Origin of the sequence: Tardiphaga sp. (genome assembly GCF_044336785.1) — a bacterium.
GTDB lineage: Bacteria > Pseudomonadota > Alphaproteobacteria > Rhizobiales > Xanthobacteraceae > Tardiphaga.
Genome location: NZ_JBIIOT010000067.1, coordinates 21,427 through 28,922, shown reverse-complemented (window position 1 = coordinate 28,922; position 7,496 = coordinate 21,427). Strand labels below are relative to the sequence as shown.

The following is a 7,496-nucleotide window of genomic DNA, read 5'->3' as shown; positions in this document are numbered from 1 at the left end:
GCAGGGTCGGACCCCAGGTGTAGCCGAGACGGCCGGTCACCGAGCCGAGGCCACGATTGTCGATGTTGCTGTTGGTCGAGAGGAAGCTGTAATTGGCTTCCAGACCGAGCACCCAGTTCGGTGCGAACTGCATGTCGTAACCGCCCTGGACACCGCCGAGGAACGTGCCGTCACGGCTGCCAGCGAGCACATTGTCTTCGCCCGGGAAGCCACCACCGATGTGACCACCGATGTAGAAACCGGTCCAGTTATAGATCGGCGTCGCCGGAGCTGCGTAAGCCGGAGCCTTGGTGTACGGACGAGCTGCCAGATCGGCTGCAGACGCGGGAGCAGCCAACGCGACCATGGCAACGGCTGCGGTCGAAAGCAGAAACTTCTTCATAGATAATCCTCTCAATCCCAAACTGGATTGCGGCGAACCTAGACGATTGCGCAGAGATTGCTGTCACAGCCGTGCAACACGGCGCGAAACGAAAGTGGCAGGATTTTCAGCGACGTCGTGCTTCGGACACAGGCTCGCCGCATTCCATCGACGCTGCGTGTCTGCGCGTTCACATCTGCGAGAGATTCATGCTGCACTGGAACCTTTCTCGCATTCGTAAAAGATGTGTTAGTGCTTTTACAAGCGCTCGGGATGATGCCGGGTGCACAGGGCAAGGGACGAACCACGCGATGGCCACCACGACGGCAGCCGACACATACGCGCCACGCACGATCAAGCTGAATGCCCGCGACAATGTCGCGATCGTGGTAAATGATTTCGGACTGCCTGCGGGAACCCTGCTCGCTGATATCGGCATCACGCTGCGCCAATTCGTGCCGCAGGGACACAAGCTCGCACTCGTTGAGATCCCGCAGGATCAGCCGATCATTCGCTATGGTGAAATCATCGGCTACGCGCTCGACACGATCGCTGCCGGCGATTGGGTGGAGGAAGCGCGCATCCATATGCCCGACGCGCCGGAACTCGATCGACTCGATATTGCGACGGCCACACCCGCACCGCAGGAGCCGCTGACCGGCTACACATTCGACGGCTTTCGCAATCCCGACGGCTCCGTGGGCGTGAAAAACATTCTCGCCATCAGCACCTCCGTGCAATGCGTCGCCGGCACGCTCGATTTCGCGATCAAGAAGATCAAAAGCGAACTGCTGCCGCGCTATCCCGATGTCGATGACGTCGTCGCCGTCACCCACGGCTATGGTTGCGGCGTCGCCATCAATGCGCCCGACGCCTACATCCCGATCCGCACGCTGCAGAACATCGCACGCAATCCTAATTTCGGTGGCGAGGTGATGGTGGTCGGTCTCGGCTGCGAGAAACTCGCACCGGAACGTCTGCTGCCGACCAACGACCCCGCCAGCATGATGCGGCTGCAGGACGAAGGCAATCAGAGCTTTGGCGACATGGTGGACACCATCGTCACCATGGCCGAAGCGCGCCTCAAGATCCTGAATGCGCGCAAGCGCGAGACGGTGCCGGCCTCTGAGCTCGTGATCGGCCTGCAATGCGGTGGCAGCGATGCATTTTCAGGTGTTACGGCCAATCCCGCGCTCGGCTTTGCCAGCGATCTGCTGGTGCGCGCCGGCGCCACCGTGATGTTCTCCGAAGTCACCGAAGTGCGTGATGCCATCGAATTGCTGACACGCCGCGCAGCGACGGTGGATGTCGGCCGCGCGCTGGTGCGCGAAATGGATTGGTACGATGCCTATCTCGCCCGCGGCGGCGCCGATCGCAGCGCCAATACGACACCCGGCAACAAGAAGGGCGGCCTCGCCAATATTGTCGAGAAGTCACTCGGCTCCATCGTGAAGTCCGGCTCGTCAGCGATCACAGGCGTGATCGGCCCGGGTGAACGCGCGACGACAAAGGGCCTGCTATTCGCGGCCACACCAGCCAGCGATTTCATTTGCGGCACGCTGCAGCTCGCTGCCGGGATGCAGATGCAGATCTTCACCACCGGCCGCGGCACGCCTTACGGCCTTGCACAGGCGCCGGTGATCAAGGTCTCAACACGCACCGAGCTAGCAAAGCGCTGGTCCGACCTGATCGACTTCGATGCCGGCCGCATTGCGTCAGGCGAGATGACCATCGAGGAAGCCGGCTGGGAGCTGTTCCATCTCGTCCTCGACGTCGCCAGCGGCCGCAAGCAGGTGTGGGCGGACAAATGGGGACTGCACAACGATCTCGTGCTGTTCAATCCGGCACCGGTGACGTGAGATCGTAGGGCGGATGAGGCGAAGCCGTACTCCGCCGCAGAGTTTCAACTCTGACCTCGGCCGTAGGGCGGATGACGCTGCGCTCATCCGCCCTACGGCCGAGCCTTATAACGATGCCGCCTTGTCGCCAGCCGGCGTCACCCGCCAGATGACATTGCCGACATCGTCAGCCACCAGCAGTGCACCCTTCTTGTCGAAGCGCACGCCCACCGGACGCCCTTGCGCTTCGCCCTTCTCGCTGAGGAAGCCTGTCAGCACATCCTGTGGCTTACCCGATGGCTTGCCATCGGTGAACGGCACGAAGATCACTTTGTAGCCACTCTGCGGCTGGCGATTCCACGATCCGTGCTGACCGATGAACGCGCCGTTCTTCATGTTGGCCGGAAACAGATCACCCGTATTGAAGTCGAGGCCAAGCGAGGCGGTATGCGCGCCGAGCGCGTAATCCGGCTTGATGGCTTTCGCCACGAGATCCGGCCGCGGCGGCTGCACGCGGGCATCGACATTCTGACCGTAGTAACTGTACGGCCAACCGTAGAACCCGCCATCCTGCACCGACGTCATGTAGTCCGGCACGAGATCGCTGCCGATCTCGTCGCGCTCGTTGACGACCACCCATAGCGCGCCACTCTGCGGCTGCCAGGCCGGGCCGTTGGGGTTGCGCAGGCCGGACGCAAACAGCCGCTTGGCGCCGGTGGCGCGATCGATCTCCAGCACGGCCGCGCGATCCTTCTCCTCATCGAGGCCGTTCTCGGCGACATTGCTGTTGGAGCCCACCGTCGCATAGAGCTTGCTGCCATCGGCGCTGGCGGTGAGGTCCTTGGTCCAGTGATGGTTGCGCGGGCCGCCCGGCAAGTCCGCAACCTTGGTCGCGGCTGCAGTGATCTTGGTGTCGCCGGTCTTGTAGGGGAATTTCACGACGGCATCGGCATTGGCGACGAAGAACTCGTCGCCCACCAGCACCATGCCGAACGGCGACGCCAGGTTCTCGAGAAACACCGTCTTGGTTTCCGCCACGCCGTCACCGTCGGCATCGCGCAACAGCGTGACGCGATTGGCCGATGGCGTCTTGGCGCCGGCACGCTTCATCACAAGACCCTGCACCCAGCCCTTGATGCTGAACGATGCGGCCTCGTTGGGCGGCGCATTGCTCTCCGCCACCAGCACGTCGCCATTGGGCAGCACATAGACGGTGCGGGGATGGTCGAGCCCCGTCGCGAAAGCATTCACGACCATGCCCTCGGCCGCTTTGGGCTTGGCGCCCTGCGGCCAGCCCACGGCCTTCGACATGTTGATCGTCGGGATCAGCGTCTTGTTCGGCTCGACCAGCTTCGGCGTCGGCCCGAAATCGTCGCCCGCAGCGATTGTCGACTTCTCGTTACATCCAGCAAGCGGCAGCGCCACGATGAGAACAGCGGTGGAGAGCAGGAATTTTTGGCGCATGGAATTTCCTTGTGGTGACGGAACTCAATGCGCGCGATGCAGAAGCGTTCGATCGCCCTGCATGAATTTCATGTGAAGCGACGCGTGGTCGCAGCTATGGTCGGCGCCAACAATCATGGGGGACGGAAGCGATGACCACAGCGCGTGACGACGCCACATGGACACGCTGGCGCAGCGTTGCCGATCTCTATCACGCCACCTTTACCGGCCTGATCCTGACCACCGTCACACGCCGCGGCACGCCCGATGCGGCCGAATTTGTGTTTCGCATCTTCCGCCGCCAGCAGCAGGAGCGTTTTATCGCAGGCCTCGACAAGCTCGGCCTGTCGCATCTGCCACCCGCGGTCGCCGCCGCGCAATATCACTATCTCTCCAACTGGATCGGCGGCGTCTCGGTCGAATACATGCACGAGACCGATCGCAAGGCCTGGATCCGCTACCCGCCGCCGCGCTGGATCTGGCGCGGCACCGCGATCTGCGGCATTCCCGGCGACGTCTCCCGCGCCATGCTGCGCGGCTGGCACGCCAATAATGGCGCGGCCCTCGGCAATCTCCGCCTCGGCTTCGTCTGCACCAAGCAGAGCGTCGATGGCCAGGATGGGCTTGAAGGCTATTACTGCGAATACGACCACGATCTGGAGCTCGATCAGCGCCTCGTCTTCGCGCGTCACCTCGAAGCGCCGGCCTTCGACCCCGCCAAGGCACCGGCACTGCCCGTCGATAGCTGGCCAAAGCCGCGGCTTGAAAAGGCCTATCGCAACTATGCGATGGAATATGTGCGCACCGCTGCACCCGTCGCGGTGCAACTATTCGGGCCCAATGATGCCGGCTATCTGCTGCGCCTTACCGGCAAGCTGATCGGCATGCAATATTACGACGAGGTCGCCGCAAGCTTCGGCATGACCCGCGGCGATGCCACGACCTTTGCGGATGTCTTCACGGCCTTGCTCGCGGCACAGGATGACGAATTCACCATCGATAAATCCGCCGGTGTTGTCGCCATCCGGCAGACAACATGGCGACTGATGGACGGTGTCACCGACGCCCATCCTGCCTGTGCCGATCTCCTGCGCGGCATGATCGAAGGCCTCGCCGCCGGCTGCGGGCGCAACATTCCCATCACCATGACCGCAGAGCGGAACGGTGCGCACCGGTTCACCTGGACCATCGGCTAGACACCCTCATACTGCAGTGCAAATCGCCCAGCCCCCATGCAGTCGGCGCGTATGGCTTGGGCCGCGAACGGTGCTAGGAAGGCTGGTGTCCGGCACTCAAGACCGGACGATCAGGGAGACTGCATGTCCGAGGTCGTGTTCGCCGAACGCCCATTGGTGGATGGCGACAAAGCGCCGCTTCCCGAGCTGAATGCCCCAGCCAAAAACCCGCTGCTCGACCACGCCGTGCTGCCGACCTTGTTGCGCCTGGCCTGGCCCAATGTCGTGGCGCTCTCCGCCGGCACCATCGTCGTCATTTTCGAGACCACCTATATCGGCCGCCTCGGCACCGAAGCGCTGGCAGCCATGGCGCTGGTGTTTCCCTTCGTCATGCTGACGATGACCATGTCCGGCGGCGCCATGGGCGGCGGCGTGTCATCGGCCATTGCGCGGGCGCTCGGCGCCGGCGACCGCGAGCGCGCCGATACGCTGGCGGGGCATGCGCTGCTGATCGCCATCTGCTTCGGCCTCACTTTCACGGTGGGCATGCTCACTTTCGGCGCCACGCTGCTGCAGCTGCTCGGCGGCCGCGGCAACGTGCTGAGCCAGGCGCTGGCCTATATCACCATCTTCTTTTCCGGCGGCGTCATCCCGTGGCTGATGAACACCTTTGCCGCCATCCTGCGCGGCACCGGCAATATGAAGATGCCCTCCGCCATGCAGACGAGCGCCGCAGGACTGCAGATCGTGCTCGGTGGCACGCTCGGCCTCGGCCTCGGTCCCATCCCGCAATTCGGCATGGCCGGCGTCGCAGCAGGCACACTGACGGCGTTCTCCCTCGGCACCGGCGTGATGGGCTGGTACGTATTTTCCGGCCGCGCGCGGGTGCGTCCGAAGGTTAAAGGCTTTCGCATTCAGCGCGGCATGTTCTTCGACATCTTGAAAGTCGGCGCCATCGCCTGCTTCAACCCGCTGCAGGGCGTGCTCACCCTGCTGATCTTCACCCATATGCTGGCGCATTACGGCACCGAAGTGCTGGCCGGCTATGGCATCGGCGCGCGGCTCGAATTCATGCTGACCACGCTCGCCTTCGCCGTCGGCATCGCATCGGTGCCGGCCGTCGGTATGGCCATCGGCGCCGGCCGCATCGACCGCGCACGCCGCATCGCCTGGACCGGCTGCGCCCTGGCGTTCGTGATCGTCGGCCTGCTCGGCACGCTGGTCGCGATCTTCCCCCATGTCTGGGTCAATCTGTTCACCAGCGATCCCGACGTGCGCATGGCCAGCCGGACCTATCTCGCCACCTGCGCGCCCATGTATGCCTTTCTCGGCCTCGCCACGGTGAGCTACTTCTCGTCGCAGGGCGCTGCCAAAGTGCTGGGTCCCGTGCTGGCGCAGACAGTCCGGCTCGGCTTCGTCTGCGCCGGCGGCTGGTATCTGCTGTCCATCAATGCGCCGGCCACCAGCTTCTTCTGGCTCGCTGCGGCATCCATGGTGCTGCTCGGCACGCTGTCAGCGCTCAGCGTGCTGCTGACGCCCTGGGGGCCGAAATCCGGGCCGGTGCCCGAGGTCCGTCCCGCACTGTCCTGAGAGCTTTCACTGCGCGCGCGGTGCGGACACCGAGAGCAGCGCATCGAACAGATTGGTGGCCGGTCCCGAGCGCGCGCCCTCGATCGAGAGCAGCCGCGATTTGGTGACGATCCCCGCATTGCCGGCAAAGCCGGATGTCTGCCCGGGCGCCGTGATCGCGCGATGGCACGGCACGATGATCGCGAACGGATTGCGCGCCACCGCATTGGCCACGGCATTGATCGCGCCGCTGACGTAAAGGTGGATCGCGATCTCCGCATAGCTGCGGGTTTCGCCGCGCGGAATCCGCCGGATCGCCTCATAGACCCGGCAGTTGAATTCCGGAATGTCATAGGTGTCGAGCGGGATATCGGAAAGATCGACGGGTTTGCCGTTCAGCAGCGCCACGATGCCGTCGATGGCCGCTTGCACATCTTCCGGCGGCCGCCATTCGCGCGCCTCGGGATATTGCTGCAGCAACCGCCGCCGCGTCTCCAGCTCGCGCACCTCCGGCAACTGGACGCCAACGATCCCGGCCTGGCTCCATGCGATGCCGCATCTGCCGACCGCCGTATCGAAGATCGTATATCCCTGCCCAGCCATCCCGAGTCGGATGTTAGCAGGCAAACAGCTTTCGCCAACCGGAAATTGCAGGTGCGGGGATACTCCCGTCTCTGTAGGATGGGTTGAGCGGCGGCCGAAGGCCGGCGCGACAACCCATCGGCGGAGCCAGCCGCAAAGCACGACTGATGGGTTTTCGCTCCGCTCAACCCATCCTACGGCCGCGGAGCCAGCCCCCTTGGCGGATCACCGATCCTCGGCTAGAGCAGGGGGCATGCGGGCGTAGTTCAATGGTAGAACGGCAGCTTCCCAAGCTGCATACGAGGGTTCGATTCCCTTCGCCCGCTCCAATCCCCCATCAGATCCAGAGCTATCGCATATCATTGCCGAAGCAGTTCGCGGCCATCCTTCGAGACGCTCGCTGCGCGAACTCCTCAGGATGAGGGGAACGATAGCGCCATAGGAAACCCTCATGGTGAGGAGCCCGCGAAGCGGGCGGCTCGAACCATGCAGGCCGAGCACTCTCCCCATCCAGGTGCGATAGCCCCC

Annotated in this window: 6 protein-coding genes and 1 tRNA gene; 4 read left to right on the top strand and 3 right to left on the bottom strand. The window is 63.7% G+C overall.

Annotated elements, in window-relative coordinates; translation table 11 throughout:
- On the bottom strand, positions 1–382 hold a 382-nt coding region (locus tag ACIQ2A_RS18160), incomplete at its 3' end, for an outer membrane protein (RefSeq protein ID WP_398481785.1).
- A gap of 290 nt (positions 383–672) precedes the next feature.
- Between ACIQ2A_RS18160 and garD the strand changes: the two genes are divergently transcribed.
- A complete protein-coding gene (garD, locus tag ACIQ2A_RS18155; RefSeq protein WP_398481783.1) occupies positions 673–2,220 on the top strand; it encodes a galactarate dehydratase in 1,548 nt (515 codons plus the stop codon).
- A 105-nt stretch (positions 2,221–2,325) separates the two neighbouring features.
- Here garD and ACIQ2A_RS18150 read toward each other — a convergent pair whose 3' ends face one another.
- Positions 2,326–3,663 carry a PQQ-dependent sugar dehydrogenase gene (locus ACIQ2A_RS18150; protein WP_398481781.1) on the bottom strand — a complete coding sequence of 446 codons (1,338 nt, stop codon included), beginning with the start codon at positions 3,661–3,663 and terminating at the stop codon, positions 2,326–2,328.
- A 131-nt stretch (positions 3,664–3,794) separates the two neighbouring features.
- Between ACIQ2A_RS18150 and ACIQ2A_RS18145 the strand changes: the two genes are divergently transcribed.
- Entirely contained in the window at positions 3,795–4,838 is a 1,044-nt protein-coding gene (locus tag ACIQ2A_RS18145) for a hypothetical protein (protein WP_398481779.1), read from the top strand.
- A gap of 123 nt (positions 4,839–4,961) precedes the next feature.
- The gene (locus tag ACIQ2A_RS18140) at positions 4,962–6,407 is read left to right on the top strand and encodes an MATE family efflux transporter (RefSeq protein WP_398481777.1); all 1,446 of its coding nucleotides are present in this window, start codon (positions 4,962–4,964) and stop codon (positions 6,405–6,407) included.
- Positions 6,408–6,413: 6 nt separating this feature from the next.
- Here the strand turns inward: ACIQ2A_RS18140 and ACIQ2A_RS18135 are convergent, their stop codons facing one another.
- On the bottom strand, positions 6,414–6,989 hold the full coding sequence (locus ACIQ2A_RS18135) for a methylated-DNA--[protein]-cysteine S-methyltransferase (RefSeq protein WP_398481775.1): 576 nt from the start codon (positions 6,987–6,989) through the stop codon (positions 6,414–6,416).
- 234 nt (positions 6,990–7,223) lie between these two features.
- On the opposite strand from ACIQ2A_RS18135, the gene ACIQ2A_RS18130 reads away from it, so the two are divergent.
- A tRNA-Gly gene (locus tag ACIQ2A_RS18130) sits at positions 7,224–7,297 on the top strand.
- Positions 7,298–7,496 lie beyond the last annotated feature (199 nt).